This window comes from Lacinutrix sp. WUR7, assembly GCF_016864015.1.
Lineage (GTDB): Bacteria > Bacteroidota > Bacteroidia > Flavobacteriales > Flavobacteriaceae > Oceanihabitans.
In genome coordinates this window covers 721,107-735,175 of sequence record NZ_CP045067.1, presented here as the reverse complement: position 1 = coordinate 735,175, position 14,069 = coordinate 721,107, and the positions used below count along the sequence as shown (strand labels likewise).

General features: G+C 31.2%; 18 protein-coding genes. 5 read left to right on the top strand and 13 right to left on the bottom strand.

What is annotated here, in order from left to right; translation table 11 throughout:
- The first annotated feature begins 66 nt into the window (after positions 1–66).
- Genes FG167_RS03255 through FG167_RS03245 form a run of 3 tightly spaced genes read left to right on the top strand, consistent with a single transcriptional unit; the run spans position 67 to position 1,631 of the window.
- Positions 67–381, top strand: a complete 315-nt coding sequence (locus tag FG167_RS03255) for a hypothetical protein (RefSeq protein ID WP_055442629.1) — start codon at positions 67–69, stop codon at positions 379–381.
- Positions 382–438: 57 nt separating this feature from the next.
- On the top strand, positions 439–852 hold the full coding sequence (locus FG167_RS03250) for a VOC family protein (protein ID WP_203460011.1): 414 nt from the start codon (positions 439–441) through the stop codon (positions 850–852).
- Positions 852–1,631, top strand: coding sequence for an RMD1 family protein (locus tag FG167_RS03245; RefSeq protein ID WP_203460010.1), 780 nt, complete (start codon positions 852–854; stop codon positions 1,629–1,631). The genes FG167_RS03250 and FG167_RS03245 overlap by 1 nt, the downstream gene beginning before the upstream one ends.
- Before the next feature lie 102 nt (positions 1,632–1,733).
- Here the strand turns inward: FG167_RS03245 and FG167_RS03240 are convergent, their stop codons facing one another.
- From FG167_RS03240 to FG167_RS03195, 10 genes are all read right to left on the bottom strand, one after another.
- Complete coding sequence (locus FG167_RS03240; RefSeq protein WP_203460009.1) at positions 1,734–2,060, bottom strand: multidrug efflux SMR transporter; 327 nt, start codon at positions 2,058–2,060, stop codon at positions 1,734–1,736.
- Positions 2,061–2,067: 7 nt separating this feature from the next.
- Positions 2,068–2,460: an ACT domain-containing protein gene (locus FG167_RS03235; protein ID WP_203460008.1), complete on the bottom strand. Its 393-nt coding sequence runs from the start codon at positions 2,458–2,460 to the stop codon at positions 2,068–2,070.
- Entirely contained in the window at positions 2,461–3,234 is a 774-nt protein-coding gene (locus FG167_RS03230; protein WP_203460007.1) for a type 1 glutamine amidotransferase domain-containing protein, read from the bottom strand. It abuts the gene before it with no gap.
- Positions 3,235–3,444: 210 nt separating this feature from the next.
- On the bottom strand, positions 3,445–4,008 hold the full coding sequence (locus FG167_RS03225) for a Crp/Fnr family transcriptional regulator (protein WP_203460006.1): 564 nt from the start codon (positions 4,006–4,008) through the stop codon (positions 3,445–3,447).
- A gap of 210 nt (positions 4,009–4,218) precedes the next feature.
- Entirely contained in the window at positions 4,219–4,497 is a 279-nt protein-coding gene (locus tag FG167_RS03220; RefSeq protein ID WP_203460005.1) for a hypothetical protein, read from the bottom strand.
- Between the two features lie 10 nt (positions 4,498–4,507).
- On the bottom strand, positions 4,508–5,071 hold the full coding sequence (locus FG167_RS03215) for a helix-turn-helix domain-containing protein (RefSeq protein WP_203460004.1): 564 nt from the start codon (positions 5,069–5,071) through the stop codon (positions 4,508–4,510).
- Positions 5,072–5,301: 230 nt separating this feature from the next.
- The gene (locus tag FG167_RS03210; RefSeq protein WP_203460003.1) at positions 5,302–6,291 is read right to left on the bottom strand and encodes an SH3 domain-containing protein; all 990 of its coding nucleotides are present in this window, start codon (positions 6,289–6,291) and stop codon (positions 5,302–5,304) included.
- Positions 6,292–6,431: 140 nt separating this feature from the next.
- Positions 6,432–7,196 carry a DUF6090 family protein gene (locus tag FG167_RS03205; protein WP_203461154.1) on the bottom strand — a complete coding sequence of 255 codons (765 nt, stop codon included), beginning with the start codon at positions 7,194–7,196 and terminating at the stop codon, positions 6,432–6,434.
- A gap of 186 nt (positions 7,197–7,382) precedes the next feature.
- Positions 7,383–8,204 carry an alpha/beta hydrolase gene (locus tag FG167_RS03200; protein WP_203460002.1) on the bottom strand — a complete coding sequence of 274 codons (822 nt, stop codon included), beginning with the start codon at positions 8,202–8,204 and terminating at the stop codon, positions 7,383–7,385.
- On the bottom strand, positions 8,194–9,609 hold the full coding sequence (locus FG167_RS03195; protein ID WP_203460001.1) for a mannosyltransferase: 1,416 nt from the start codon (positions 9,607–9,609) through the stop codon (positions 8,194–8,196). Before FG167_RS03195 ends, FG167_RS03200 begins: the two co-directional genes overlap by 11 nt.
- Positions 9,610–9,833: 224 nt before the next feature.
- Between FG167_RS03195 and FG167_RS03190 the strand changes: the two genes are divergently transcribed.
- Positions 9,834–10,181 carry a hypothetical protein gene (locus tag FG167_RS03190; RefSeq protein WP_203460000.1) on the top strand — a complete coding sequence of 116 codons (348 nt, stop codon included), beginning with the start codon at positions 9,834–9,836 and terminating at the stop codon, positions 10,179–10,181.
- Positions 10,182–10,443: 262 nt separating this feature from the next.
- Positions 10,444–10,764: a RidA family protein gene (locus FG167_RS03185; RefSeq protein WP_203461039.1), complete on the top strand. Its 321-nt coding sequence runs from the start codon at positions 10,444–10,446 to the stop codon at positions 10,762–10,764.
- 183 nt (positions 10,765–10,947) lie between these two features.
- On the opposite strand, the gene FG167_RS03180 is transcribed toward FG167_RS03185, so the two are convergent.
- Genes FG167_RS03180 through FG167_RS03170 form a run of 3 tightly spaced genes read right to left on the bottom strand, consistent with a single transcriptional unit; the run spans position 10,948 to position 14,036 of the window.
- Positions 10,948–12,438 (bottom strand): cellulose synthase family protein, encoded by a 1,491-nt coding sequence (locus FG167_RS03180; RefSeq protein WP_203459999.1) that lies wholly within the window; start codon positions 12,436–12,438, stop codon positions 10,948–10,950.
- Entirely contained in the window at positions 12,435–13,127 is a 693-nt protein-coding gene (locus FG167_RS03175) for a glycosyltransferase family 2 protein (protein ID WP_055442614.1), read from the bottom strand. The genes FG167_RS03180 and FG167_RS03175 overlap by 4 nt, the downstream gene beginning before the upstream one ends.
- Complete coding sequence (locus FG167_RS03170) at positions 13,128–14,036, bottom strand: toxin-antitoxin system YwqK family antitoxin (RefSeq protein WP_203459998.1); 909 nt, start codon at positions 14,034–14,036, stop codon at positions 13,128–13,130.
- Positions 14,037–14,069: the final 33 nt, after the last annotated feature.

The window sequence follows — 14,069 nt, the reverse complement described above, 5'->3', positions numbered from 1 at the left end:
TTAAACTTTCAAACATTAATTATAGGATTAGATTTGCGCTTTCGCGGAAATGAAAATAGATTTTAAATGGCAAATAAAAGAGACAACCTAAAACGAGTAATTGTAGATTTTAAAAAGCTAACACCAGAAATTTTAGCTTTATTAGTAGAAAGATATCCTGATGGTTATGATGATGACCAAGTAGTGTCTTTTAGAAATGCTAAAAATGAACTAATTGAAGCAATTGAAGTAACAACAGAAGACACCAAGTATTTGGTTAAAGTCAGTACAAAACTGGAAGTTACTATGGAGAATTATGATGAAGATGATTATGAGGATTTTGATGAAAGTGATCCAGAAGCTGTTCAAGATCCAGAAATTTCAGACGAAGATTTAGATTAAAAATATACATCACATGATTTTATTTTGTAACTTAATATTACATTTAAAATCAAGTATATGGAAACATCATTTCACATGTCATTACCATGTTTAAGTGTAACAAAAACGAAAGATTTTTACACAAAAAGCATTGGTGCTTCCTTAGGAAGAACGACTAAAAACTGGGTAGATATTAATTTGTTTCATCATCAATTAACGTTTATTAAAGCCGAAAAATTTCACTTTAATAACCCTAATTATGTGTTTGAAGGTAAAATATTACCATCTTTTCACTTTGGTGTTATTGTAGATATAGAAACGTGGGAGCGTATTTATGCGAAACTAAATACACAAAATTTAGAAGTAGTTACAAAAGCCACTTTCTTGAAAGATAAACCTGGAGAACATCTATCCTTTTTTGTAAAAGACCCCAACGATTATATGTTAGAATTTAAAAGTTTTAAAGACCCAAAACAAATGTTTATCTCATAATGTACAAAGTTGTTGCTTATCAAGTAGCACACACTATCCACATAAAAGCTAGTAAACAGCAATTGCAATGGCAGTTGCTGTTTCAAGATAGTGACGAGCTGTATTATAAAAGCTCCGAAAACAAATTCATCTATATTTTTCAATACGGAATGGTTAGTTTTTTTAACATGAATGCTTCCGAAATAGAAGTAGCGTTAGAAGAAATAAAACCTTTTTGTACTACTTATTTTTCTGAAAAACTTTCCGAAGATATTCAAATAGAAGTACAAGAAAATGCATTGAAAGTTGAGTTTAATAAAGTGATTCTGCCAGAATTAAATGATGAAATGATTCGTTTAGTAATGCTAAATGCTTCACAGTCTGTAGCCTTAGATCGTTATGCAGATATTACCGAAGAATTACTTATTGAAACCCATGAGCATACCAAATATCTCGAAAATAAAGGGAAGTTAGATATTTCAGGAAATACCTTAAAACGCTTTATAGGAAGGGTGCTGAATATTAAAAATAGGATTTCAGAAAATCTGTACATTTTTGATTCGCCAGATAGTACTTGGGAAAACGAACAGCTCAATAAACTAAATCAAGAACTAAAAGTTTCTTTCGATTTAAAAGATAGATATCGTTTAATTCATGACCGCATTGAAATTATTAAAGAAAACTTAGAGCTCTTTAAAGATATCATGGATCATAAAGAAAGTAGCCGATTAGAATGGATTATTATCATTCTTATTGTTATCGAAGTTGTCGATATGTTTATTGCTAAAATTTTCTTTTAATAGCGTTTTTAACCTTTCGGAACTATTTTAAAAAGGAAACAAAATCAAACCTAATCCATACTTTTTCGATGTGAAATTATATGGATTGGGTTTATTTATGTTTTAATGCGAAACTACTTTCAGTCCAATAATGGAACAAATTAAAGTGGTAATAAAAAATATGCGAAGAAAATTCACCGGTTCTTTAAACACCAGAATACCAAGTAAAACGGTTCCGACCGCTCCAATTCCTGTCCAAACGGCATAGGCAGTTCCAATAGGTAAACTTTGTGTAGCCTTCATTAAAAGTCCCATACTAATGAAAAGCGAAATGAAAAAACCGATATACCATAAATACATTTCATTTCCTGTGGCATCTTTTGTTTTTCCTAAACAAAAAGCAAATGCGACTTCAAAAAGACCAGCAATAATTAGGAGTATCCAATTCATTTGTTCTCTATTTTGAAAAGGCATTTAAAACTTCCATTGCTTTTTCGGTGTCTTTTTTATCGACAAAAATATGGTCGTGGTAAAACGCAGCAACTACATTACAACTAATATTTTTTTTGGTTAAAGCACTAGCAAAAGCCGCTGTTAAACCTACTGCCTTTAAAGAAGAATGTGCGGTAAGTGTAATCCAGGAAGCAATAAACGAATAGTCTAGATTTAGTTGGTCTGCAACTTTCTTTTTAGCAATAATGGTAGTGCTTTCTTCCTCTTTAAAAGTCATTACAACTTGGCTCCAATTTATTTGCTCCAAATTATCTGTTTTGCAAAATACATATTCACCAATATTGTGTTTCGGTTTCATGGATTTTAAAAGCGTGTCTAAGTTTGTTTCTCCGTTCATCTATTTTGTGCTTTTAGTTAGTCTTTGTAGTTCTTTTAAGGTAGCCTCCCCAACACTATGTGCAGATTGTGGGTTTTGACCCGTTATTAATCTTTGGTCGGTTACCACGTGTTTAGTAAAAGGCGCAGATTTTTCAAAAATAGCACCACGAGTAATCAAGGTATCTTCTAGTAAAAAAGGAACTACATCTTCTAGTTTTACTTTAACCTCTTCCTCATTAGTAAAGGCATTTACTTTTTTGCCATCTACTAAATACGATCCATTACTTAATTTAATATTTACAAGTCCAGCAGGTCCATGACATACAGCACTCACAACACCATTGTTTTCATAAATCTGCTTTGCAATCTCGGCAAGCGCGGTGTTATCTGCAAAATCCCACATCGCTCCGTGACCACCTGCATAATGAATGGCTATATAATCTTCCGGATTGACCTCCTTCGGTGTTTTTGTGTTTTCAATTTTATTGCGATACACATCGTTATCCCAAAATTTTTTATTAATGGCATCCGTCATATCAAATGCGTCTACGGGAGCTTTTCCACCTTTCGGACTCACAAAATCTATTTCATAGCCAGCAGTGTGTAATACATCCCAAGGATGCGAAACTTCTCCTAGATAATATCCCGTTTTATTTCCTGTATTTCCTTTTTCACTATGACTGGTAACTACAAATAATATTTTTTTTAATGCTTTGGCTTCCGTTTGTTCTGCTACTTTTTCATCTGCTTTTGCAATAGAATTATCTGATTTGTTTTTGGTATTACAGCTCATAAGCAGCACCATAAATAAGGATAAGAAAAGCGGCGTTTTAATTTTTGTAATCTATGACATATCTATTATATTTTAAAATTATTTTTTTAGATTATTCCCATTTCTTGAAAAGTGAAAAGAATTTTTCAGCTTCAAAGGAAGAATAATGCAACAAGGCAAAATTCTTAAAGATTAGGGAGAAACCATTTAACAAATGATAAAAAAGAAATCTTATTGTATTTCCGCTCTAATTCTACTTAAACTAACTTGGGTAATACCTAAATAGGAAGCAATGTGCTTTAGTTGCACACGTTGAATAATGCTAGGATGATTTTTAAGAAGTGCTATATATCTATCGGTTGCAGTATTAAATTGTAAAGCGATAAGTCGTTCTTCGGATTTAATAAGTTCAAATTCTGCAAATTTTCTTCCCCAATTGGCCATGTGAATATCTTCTAAAAAGAGCTTTTGAAGTTTTTCTGTTATTAATTCGTAGAGTTCGCAATCTTCCAATAATGCTACATCTTCATATCCTTTTTTAGTATTGACATAACTTTGCATCGAAACAATAGGATCACCTTCTTTACCAAACCAGAAAGTAATTTCATTATCCTCGGAATATGCATAGGCTCTTGCTATTCCTTTTTTGATAAAATAAATGCTGGACTCCACTTTATTTGCTTTAAATAAAACATGTCCTTTTGGAAACTTTACTTCACTAATGTGGCTTTTTAAAACCTGTTTGGAAGTCTCCGGAAGTACATAAATCTGATCAAGAATTTTGTCTATTAGCATTTTGGGGTTTTGGTTTGAATATTGGGATTGCAATCGCTTTTATTCAATTTAGAATAAGAGGTGTCATTTTCGCCTCTGTTTTTGTTTAAGCATCTAATTTAGCAAATTAAAACCGAACTTTCCTGTTGGCAGGCAAGTAGAAAGTTTACTAGGATTTTCGGGAGTAGGCGAGAACCAAGTACAAAATACACACGTAGTTTGTATCTGATGTTAAACTCGTTTTCTTCCTATAAAATAATAGATTATCGAACCAATATTTAAAAAAGCAATTAAACCTATTGTCCATAATGTTTTTTGTTTTGTACTTAGTTTTTTGGATTTGTTTATCTCCAGGACTCCAAGGGTTAAAAATATAAAAGTTAAAATCACTCCTATTATTAAAAAAGAATTAGCGAAAATTGAATGGTTGTCTAATTTTAAAACGGTACCAATTATTGAGAATATTAATGAGCCTATAAAACTAGTGTGGATAAATATTTTATTTTTCATTTATCAAATATTATTTTATGATTTGAATTAACGATGGATAGGTTTTCTGAAAGTTGTTCTTTCTTATTTTGATTACCGATATGATTGGTATAATTATATTTAAAAGGTATAAACCAATAATAATATAACCTAAGGAACTAAATGTTTCATAATGCATTATTTTCAAAAATGCGTATCCAATAACTATTGTAGATGTTACGAAAGTCCAAATAATTTGAAAGTTTAAAACGTTCGCGCCAATATTTTTTAATCCAATAATTTTATCTTTTTTGGTTAACCATAAAATCAATGGTAATATAATGTTACCAATAGGAATAAATAAAAAAGTGAGAACGGAAAGATGAAAATAGATCAAAAAATTGTTATCATTCGTTTTTCCATAATCCAGAATATCCTCGGCGTTTATTTCTAATACTTCGCAAATTAGATGGAGTGTTTTTCCTCGAGGTTCATTTTGATTGGTTTCAATTCTTTGAATAGTTCTCAGATTAATTTTTGCTAAATCTGCCAATTCTTCTTGAGAAAGACCTTTCATCTTTCGTGCTTCTTTGACTTTCTTACCTATTTCATTCATAGTTTATCTTTTAAAAATGTCTCACAAATCTAAGTCTGAAAGGGTATAGTTGATAACGGTTTAATTGCGACATTTTTACGACATTTCTGTCTAATATCTGATTTTGTTGGTAATTTGTGCTAGTGATGTATGGTTTTGTTACTAAAGTTAGTAAATAAATTACAGATAGAAAGTCCGTGAGGGTTTTCGTAAGTAGGCTAGGACTAGCAATGGATTATGTGCGTTGTTGCCTAAAGTTTTTTTATTTCCGATGTTTTACCATTCCATTTAATTCTTATTTTTTCTTGATGTCCAATTAATGTGATTTCATAGGAATTATTTTTTTCATTCCAGTTTAATTTTAATATATCTTCATCCATTGCAAATTCATTATTTAGATAGAATTCAAGAACTTTCGTTTTGTGGATTACTTTGTTATTATTGTCAGTAAAAATCAAAAAAAAATATTCTGGATATCCTAAATGATATGCTCCGTCATAACCATCATATTGACCAACGATTTCAACTTTCTGATTTAGATTTACTAATTCTCTCGACATAGAAAAGTCGTGAATATCTATATCGGTATAGTAATATTCCCCATTGATATTGATCCTATTCCAAACACAATTTGTTAAATCTTTAAATTTGAGTTTATAAAAAGTAGAATCAATTCTAACTTGAGTTAAATTCTTTAGTATCCCAACTGGCTTTAAATCATTCAGTTTGTGATTTTCGAAAAGTACAATTTCTCTATTTTGTGGATTTAAAAAGTAAGGAAACTCCTTAGCGTTTAATATCTCTATATTTGGTTGAATAATTGGTAAGTTTTTATTCAAATATTTTTCAGAACCGCTATTAGACTCAAATGTTCCTTCTTGTTGATTATCATAGTCGTAAGTTTTGTAATATGCTTCCTTTCCAGAATACCATATGTCAGGTTGTTCTGTTGTTAAAAAACCTCCAAAAACATAACCTTGATTTTGGTTGTTGTCAAAACTTCTTATTTTTATCCATTCTCCAATAATTTTTTCCCCTTTATCAATTATAGTCATTTTGATTCCAGTTCTTTTTGAAATCATAACCATAGTATTATTAGGAAGATGATAAGTTTTATTAGATTCCAAAGAAGGTTTGTCTCTTACATTTAACCCGCTTTCTGCTGATACATACATACGGTTTTGCCCAAAACTATGTATCGTAAATAGAAGAAGTATTATGATTGTAATTTTGTTTTTCATAATTGTTGCCAAAGGTTTTGTATATGTTTTGTTGCGTGGCTTAAACACCTAATTTAGCAAATAAAAACCGAATAGAAAATCCGAAAGGATTTTCGTAAGTAGACCAGGGCTAGACATTAATTATAAACGTCTTAAGTTATTTATTTTTTCAATTCAGAATTTATCAATTTTAAAATTGCATCAACTTCTTTGCTTAAAGGCTCATAGATTTGTCTGGTCGTCATTTCTGATGCCGATTTAAATACGATTAGATGGTTTAATAGCTTTATCGAATTAAACAACGATTTATTATTTACTGAATCTAAAGATGTTTCCCAATTAAAATCCGGACTACCTAACTCTGTAATTATTTTTTTGAAACTACCTGATTTTAGGATTTGCGTTGTAATGTCTTTTCTAAATTGGTTAACTTCATTTTCCTGTTGCTCATTTCGTTCTATCCAACTTCCAAATCCAGCAAGATGATGTTTTAATTCGATATTTTGAATAAGTTTTAATTCTCCTGAACTTAACATTTCAGAAAGCACACCTGAACTTTGAACAAAGTTTATTTCTCTTGCAAGGGCTCCAGATATATTTATTGCAATTGTTCGTTCAGAAATTGTATCTAGAGTGCTAACTTTAAATGTCTGAATCACTTTTTTTGTACCTGTAATTATTTGGGCATTTAGAGCTATTACATTATTTAGTTCTTTTTTGTTTTCTTTAAATTCCTCTTTAAGTGCAATAAGATTTAATCTTTCGGCATTTCTTTCTTTGACTTTTATATTCCAATTATTGATTTGTAATGCAATCAAAATTCCAATCACGACAAGTACAATTTCGCCGATTGCATATTTAAAATATTTTCCAGTTTTACCTTCGGAAAGTAAGTTTTGTCTAATCTTTCTAAAAAACTTTATCATTAATTTATGTTTTTGTTTGTCTTAAGTCCGCAAGCGGCTATGGCAACCAAATGTCCACTGGACATTCGATTTTGTTTCACAAAATTATGTTTCAATAATCTAAAGAATTTAATCATTGGTTAGTGGTTTGTGGTAATGAAGCACAACCCAACGTGTTTCTTTAGTTTGTAATAAATCTTACCTTTTTTAAAGAATGACTTTTAACAAATCGTAATAGGCTTTGGTAATATGCAAACCATTATGTCCAGCGTCTGTAATTGGATGCAGTGTTATGTTTTTAGGATTTAAAGCCTTTAGTTTTTTGGTATTCGTTTCTGGATTTATTAAAAAATCTCGCGTACCATAACAGATATGTATCGGACATTTTACGGCTTTTACAAATTGATAAGAAGGTATATCATAACGCATTAAAAACTTAGGTACTGGAGGGGCAATCTCATCAGCAATTAAGGTTTGCCAAGAATAATAAGGTGCATTTAAGATCAGCATTTTCGGATTGTTTTTTGAGGCTACATAACTCGCCATTCCTGTGCCTAATGAAAATCCTAAAACCGTAATTTGGTCTTCGCTATAACGCATTTTTGTATACTCGTATACTTTTTGTGCATCTTGTAAAAGTGCATCGCTATTGCTATAATTGCCATCGCTTTTTCCGTAATTTCTATAGTCTACAAAAAGCACATCGTAATTGTTCTCTAAAAATAAATGTGCGCGTTTCCCCCAATCATGTATCGCTCCTGCATTACCATGAAAATATAAAATAACTCCTTTAGGTGCTTCCGCTTTAAAAAGAACAGCGTTTAAAAAAATATCTTTTTCTACTTCAATATTTACTTCTTCAAAAGGTTCTTTAAACTGAAAAACATAATCTTTTTCTAAGTGTTTCGGATTAAAAAAGAAGCGTTCCTGTTTAAAATATAAAAACACCAACGAGAAGAGATACAGCAATATCAACGCTACAACAGTTCGCTTAAAGCGTCTTAATAATTTTTTAAAATTAATTTTCAATAGATTTTCTTTTTATGAGCTCATACAAAAATACACTAAAAACAATAAGATACTCTAATGCAATAATATATAGGTTTTCCGACTTGTCTGCTTTGTCAATTTGTATATATGCTAAGTAACTTAGAATGATAGCAAAACTCCAAACTAACGGGAATTTATAAGTGGTAAAAACAGAAAGTATTAATAAGGTTGCTACATACCAAGGATGTATGGTTGTGCTTAAAAATAAGTAAAAAGCAAATGCAAATAGCATCGATTGTATGAGTTGTTTGGTACTGGTATTCTTTTTGAAAAACGCCAAATATAAAACGAATAAGAGTACTAAAATAGGAAGGGTTTTACCAATAATTGCAATTTCGTTATAGCCTCTAAACCAATAGCCAATTTCTCTAGCGATGTAATAAATACTTGCGTTAAATTCAAAATTCTGAAACCATAAACCAACCGTTTGTGCATAGTTGTTTATAAATTCGGAAGAATAAAAAGGAAGAAATAGAAGTAGTGTAGTAAAACCAACAATACTATAAAATGTTATTAATCTTGTCATGCTGAGCGCAGTCGAAGCACCTGTGTCTTCTGAAGATTTTTCCGTTTCACTAGAAAGGACCATCGGTTTCCTGAAATATTTAAATAACAAAGGCAAAAACAACAACGGAATTAGTTTTACCGAAATCGAACATGCAAAAACCACAGCTGCTTGTTTCCATTTTCCAATATGCAGTAGATATAAACTCCAAACTAAAAAGAAAATCATAACACCTTCAAAATGTAAATTCCCCGTAAGTTCTATAATGATAAAAGGATTTAAAATGTACCAGAAAATATTTTGTACTGGCAGTTTTAGTTTTTCAAGTAGCTTTTTTCCAAAGTAAAGGGTACCAAAATCTGCAGCAATAATTAATAACCTTAAAGCCATAGCAGCACCTAAAATACTTTTGCCTCCAAAGATTCCTGCAATCACAAAACAAAGCTGGTTTATTGGTGGATAGTTAGTAAAGTGGCTTCCATTTAAGGTTCCCATTCCTGCATATAATGCTTCGGCTTGATGTACGGGTAATTCGTTATTTGTTAGAAAAGATTCTGGTGTGTATAAATACGGATTGAAACCTTCTAGTATCATGCGTCCATCCCAAATAAAACGATAAAAGTCTTGTGATAAATTAGGAATGGCAAGAATAAATATAGCTCGAAATATAAAGGCAGTCCATGCTAAAAATTTAAAATTGTTTTTGTTAATACTAACCAGTTTGTAAAATAAAATAAACAAAGCAACATACAGTGTAATTAGCTTTATGTAATCTGTTCTTACTAAATTATAGGCAAAAGAATAGTAAAATAATATACATGCTAATACCAATAAAATAGAAGGTTTTCTGAGTTTTAAAAAAAAGGTGTTGTAAAGCATGGATCAAATATAAATATTATTTGTTTGTCGGCTTTATAGGTTTAAAATTACTATAGTATTTAAAATAACAAGGAGTGAATTTTTCTTTGCGTAAAATAGTTATTAAACTCATAATTAGGTGTTTATACGCTGTTTTGGTTTTTAAAAAATATGTAAGTTTGTTATATGCAGTAGATTACATTATGTAGTTAATAAGCTGTACCTATTAAAAAAAACTAAAGATCATGAAACCAAATAATACTTTAATTGGCATTCTAATAGTCTTCTTCTTATTGTTTTTAATAACAAAAAATAAAAAAGCAACAGAAGCAGCATCTAGCTATAACGTTTTTGAATTGGAAGAAGTTGTGAAAAAAATAACCGACAATTTAGGCGTATATGAAGCTATTTGCCGTAATATAGGTAACAAAGGGGAATTGGATACCACTTACATAGCTAATGCGGAGGAAAGAACACCAGAAGATAGAATTGGCATTAAAAACTTTAAAGAAAACTATACCTATAATATAGTAGAATCTAAAAAGAAATCCTTCCAATTATTGGGTCTTTTAGACAAGTTGATGAAAAGATAAATTTTAGATTAAAAAAAGAAAATCAGAAAACTAAATATAATAGTAAATAAACAATTACCAATATGAAAAAACAAAGCAATCTTTCTAAAAATGTATTCCTAATTCTATTTCTTTTCTCTATTGCAGTTAGCATGTAAAGTTGCAAACAAGAGGAAAAAGAAATGATAGTAGAAAAAGAGATAATTGTTAAAACCGAAACGCAGAATATTTTTTACTTCGACCAGAGGTTGAAAAAGCGTACGGATATTCTCATGCCGTAAAAATTGGAAATGCCATTAAAATTTCTGGAGCTGTAAGTATGGATGATGAAGGAAACCCTACAGCTATTGGTGATTTAGGACAGCAAATGAAAAATTGTTATGCCGATTTAGATAAAATTTTAAAACATTACGGTTGCACATTTGATGATGTGGTTGTAGAAAATGTTTTTACGACAAACATGGCTTTGTTTTTAGAAAATGCAGCCTATCGAAATTCTATTTATACGAAACAATTTCCAACTGGTTCTTGGCTTGGCGTTAAAGAATTGGCAGTGCCAGAATTCCTGATTGAAATCGAACTAGAAGTGCATAAAATGGAGTAATGAACTGCGTTAGCGATTGATGCGGCATCCTTTTTTTGCGTCTGTTCGAGTGCATTTGTGAAGTATGAGCAAATTGGTATCGAGAACAAGGCAAAAAAGATATAGCGGAAAGCGCGACTTTTTATGATGCTGTAAGGTTTTGGAAACCTGGCAGGATTAAAAAAAGAAACGCCCAAATTATAACTAGGCTTTAGAGGTTAAGGATTTTAAAAATACAAATCCGAAACCTAAGAAAAGCATCAGGTGAAAAGGGAATAATCCAAAATCGCCACCTTGATCACCAACTACAAATGCGCTATACATACCAAATGCGAAATACAGCATGAGGATACCTTCTATAATCACATGTGCCGATATGTTTTTCTTTAAGTATTTGTTGCCTTTCCAGCTATCGGTAACTTTATTAATATTAAATTTTGGTGTACGTACAAAATCACTACGCTTACCAAAATGACCTTCTAAAACAGCAATAGAGTTATGCAGAGAAAAACCCATTGCGATAGAGAAAAAGGTAAAGAAAAGTCCAATGTATTGTATAAAGTTCTTTAACGAACTACCATATATTTTTTTAAACATAAACCAGTAGCAAACAAAGAAAATAAGCGTGCTTATTACAAAGAAACTCATCACGTAAAAATAGTTTTTTAAGTGTGCGTATTCGTTTTTAATATATAGCATTGGGATACTTAAAATGGCAACAATAAGTACGTTTAAAAACATGGTAGAGTTTAATAAATGTAGTAAGCCGTGCATTTTTGTTTTTGCAGAAATGTTTTTGCTTTTAAGCACTTTAAACATCATTTTTCTAAAGTTTTCTGCGCCTCCTTTATTCCATCGAAACTGTTGCGAACGTGCTGCACTAATTACTACAGGTAATTCTGCAGGAGTTTCTACATCTTCTAAATATTTAAATTTCCAGTTTTTAAGTTGTGCTCTGTAGCTTAAATCTAAATCTTCGGTTAACGTATCTCCTTCCCAGTTTCCTGCGTCAAGAATACATGCTTTTCGCCAAACACCTGCGGTACCATTAAAGTTAATAAAATGTCCTTTACTATTTCTACCTACTTGCTCTAAAGTGAAATGTGCATCTAAGGCAAAAGCTTGAATTTTTGTTAGTGTAGAGTAGTTTCTGTTGATGTGCGCCCAACGGGTTTGTACCACGCCAATTTGTTTGTCTTTAAAATGCGGAATGGTTTGTAGTAACCAGTTTTTATTAGGAAGGAAATCGGCATCAAAAATGGCTATATATTCTCCTTTTGCAATTTTTAAACCTTCTTTTAAAGCCCCAGCTTTGAAGCCTTCTCTGTTAGATCTGCAAATATGAATGATATCTAAACCTTGTGCTTTTATTTTTTCAATTTGAGCAGCTGTAGTTGCAATAGTTTCGTCTGTAGAATCGTCTAAAACCTGAATCTCTAACTTGTCTTTTGGGTATTCTATTTTTGCAATATTATCTAGCAAACGCTCCATAACATACAACTCGTTATACACCGGAAGTTGTATGGTTACGTAAGGAATTTCGTCTGGATTATTAAAGTCTAATTGCGGCGAATTATCTTCCTTCTTTTGTGCAGCAATATAATTGAACAACAGATTAAGTTGTGCTATTGCATAAAAGAAAATAAGCAACAATGCAATCGAATAGATAATGATGATTGTGGTTTCTAAAATCATTTTTTAAAGCTGTATTTAAAAATCCATCCAAGGATTTTAATTCCTGCAAAAACGCTTCCTTTTACAGTTCCTGATACTTTAGAAACCCCAATTCGGTTTCTGTAGTTTACAGGTATTTCTATATATGTTAATTTTTGTTTTAAAGCTTTTAGTTGCATTTCTACAGTCCAACCATAAGTTTTGTCTTCCATTTTTAAAGCTAAAAGTTTGTCGTATTTAATGGCTCTAAATGGTCCAAGGTCTGTGAATTTTGCACCAAAAAAGACTTTCATTAAAAAGGTTGCTAGCCAATTACCAAAAACTTGTTGTGGTGTCATAGAACCTAATTCCCGAAGTTCTTTCACTCGTGCTCCAACTACAAAATCGGTGTTATTATCAATAATTGGTGCTACTATTTTGGTTAATTCTTCCGGAAAATCGCTATAATCGCCATCCAGAAAAACAACAATATCTGGTTGGCTTTCTTGTTTTGAAATGTAATCCATCCCTTTTAAACAAGCGTATCCATAGCCTTTTCTGTTTTCGGTTAAAACGGTTGCACCAGCATTTTTTGCATTCGCTTCTGTAGCATCAGTAGAGTTATTACTAACCACAATAACTTCATCTACCGTTTTAGGAATGTCATGAATAACATTCGCAATAGAGTCTTGTTCGTTATAAGCAGGTATTATTACTTTTATTTTGGGCATTTACTTAAGATCACTTAATTTATTTTCTCTTTTAAAAGTGGCCAAATCAGTCCACGTTTTAATTTTTTTTCCTTCTGAAAATTTACTGGCAGAAACTAGTTTCTCGTTTTTATACATCAAGCAATAGCCGTTTTTTTGATTGTCTTTTAATTGACACCTATGATTCACTTTTTCCATGTTATCATAAAACAACCACCAATCTGCTTTTTTTCCGTTCACATAATGACCTTCTTTTTCTTTAGTGCCATTGGTTTTGAAAAAGGTCCAATAGTTGGTTTCTATACCAACTTTGAAATACCCTGTTTTCTTTTGTTTTCCATTATCGAAATAATAAACCCAAAAGCCATCTTCTTGTCCGTTTTTAAAAAGACCTTCCGATTTTAGGGTGCCATTTTGATAATAGTTTTTCCAGTATGCTGTTGGTTTTCCGTGTGCAAAGTTACCTTCTTTTTTTAGTATACCGTTAAAATGATAGAATTTCCAATAATTATTAAAAAGGCCTTTGCTGTAATTGCCTTTGTACATTAGGTTTCCATTGCTATGATAGCTTTCCCAACAACCAGTTTTTAAGTCGTTTTTGAAATGTCCAAATTTATTTCGCGTATTATCTGAATAGAAGTAGGTCCAAAAACCAGATCGTTTTCCGTTTAAAAAATGCCCTTCGGCTTTTAGGTTTTTATTGTCGTAATAAAATTTCCAAAAGCCATCTTCTAGATTTGCATTAAATACACCTGCTTTTTCTAAGTTTCCGGTTGGGTAATAATATTTCCAATACTCGATTTTATGCGTGTTTTCTATCCAACCTTCCGCTTTTATTATACCATTCTTATAATATGTTTTGACATACGTTTTTTCCGCGAAAGCGTTACAACTTGCCAACAATAGGAATAGGTATAGTATCTTTTTCATAGAAAGTTAAATCCGAAACACGAGCAAATACAA